The sequence below is a fragment of the Mycolicibacterium vaccae NBRC 14118 = CIP 105934 genome (genome assembly GCF_001552715.1).
Lineage (GTDB): Bacteria > Actinomycetota > Actinomycetes > Mycobacteriales > Mycobacteriaceae > Mycobacterium > Mycobacterium vaccae.
In genome coordinates, this window is sequence record NZ_BCRS01000353.1 from 1 (window position 1) to 998 (window position 998).

Annotated in this window: 2 protein-coding genes; both read left to right on the forward strand. The window is 74.0% G+C overall.

Features of this window, described 5'->3' with window-relative positions:
• A partial coding sequence (locus tag MVA01S_RS29965) for a nitronate monooxygenase (protein WP_174539021.1) occupies positions 1 to 382 on the forward strand: 382 nt, incomplete at its 5' end.
• An 88-nt stretch (positions 383 to 470) separates the two neighbouring features.
• The coding region (locus MVA01S_RS29970; RefSeq protein ID WP_255251737.1) for a YbfB/YjiJ family MFS transporter at positions 471 to 998 on the forward strand (528 nt) is incomplete at its 3' end.

Genomic DNA, 998 nt, shown 5'->3' on the forward strand with positions numbered 1-998 from the left:
CACCGCCGGCGACGTCGCCGCCGTGCTGGGCGCCGGTGCCGCCGCGGTCGCGGTGGGCACCGTGCTGCTGCGGGCCGAGGAGAGCAGGGCCTCGGCCACCCACCGCGCCGCGCTGACCGACCCGCTGCGTACCGAGACCGTCCTCACCCGCGCGTTCACCGGGCGGCCGGCCCGCGGACTGCGCAACCGGTTCATCGACGAGTTCGAATCGCAGGCTCCGCTCGGCTATCCCGCGATCCACCACCTGACCAGTCCGCTGCGCAAGGCGGCCGCGGCGGCCGGCGAAGCCGACCTCGTGCACCTGTGGGCGGGCACGGGATACCGGCATGCCGAGGAGAAGCCGACCGCGACGATCCTGGCGGAGCTCGGCGCGAAGCTCTAGCCGTCCAGCTCCGCTGTGAGGCAGCGCCTTTCAGGTGGGAGTAAAGCGGTCCTGGCGGGCACCGCGGTGCACCGCCCACGATGGCGTCATGCTCTTGCCCCATCCACACGTGCACATCGCCCGTGGCGCAGCGGCTTTGGCGGCGGCCATGGGCATAGGCAGATTCGTCTACACCCCCATCCTGCCGCTGATGACGGCGCAGGCCGGTCTGAGCCCGGCGGGGGCGGCCGGCCTCGCCACCGCCAACTACGCCGGTTACCTCGCGGGGGCGCTCACGGGTGTGGCAGCACCCCGACTGGTCCGCACCACCACGACGTGGCGGCTGGCGCTCGTCACGCTCGTGGCCAGCCTGGCGCTGATGCCGCTGGCGCACAACGTGTTCGCCTGGCTGGTGATCCGCGCGGTCGCCGGGTTCGCAAGCGCGGTGCTGTTCGTGATCGCCGTGGACTGGATGCTGGACCACGCCCGCGGCCGCTCCGCACAGCTGACGGGGTGGAGCGGCGCCTGGTGGGCCTCGGCGGCCCTCGCGAGCGCAACCGCCGCGATCGCCTGGCACATGCGCGGCACCGGCGACGCGCCGGCTGCGGCGACAACCGGATCGGCGGCTCCCCGGCGG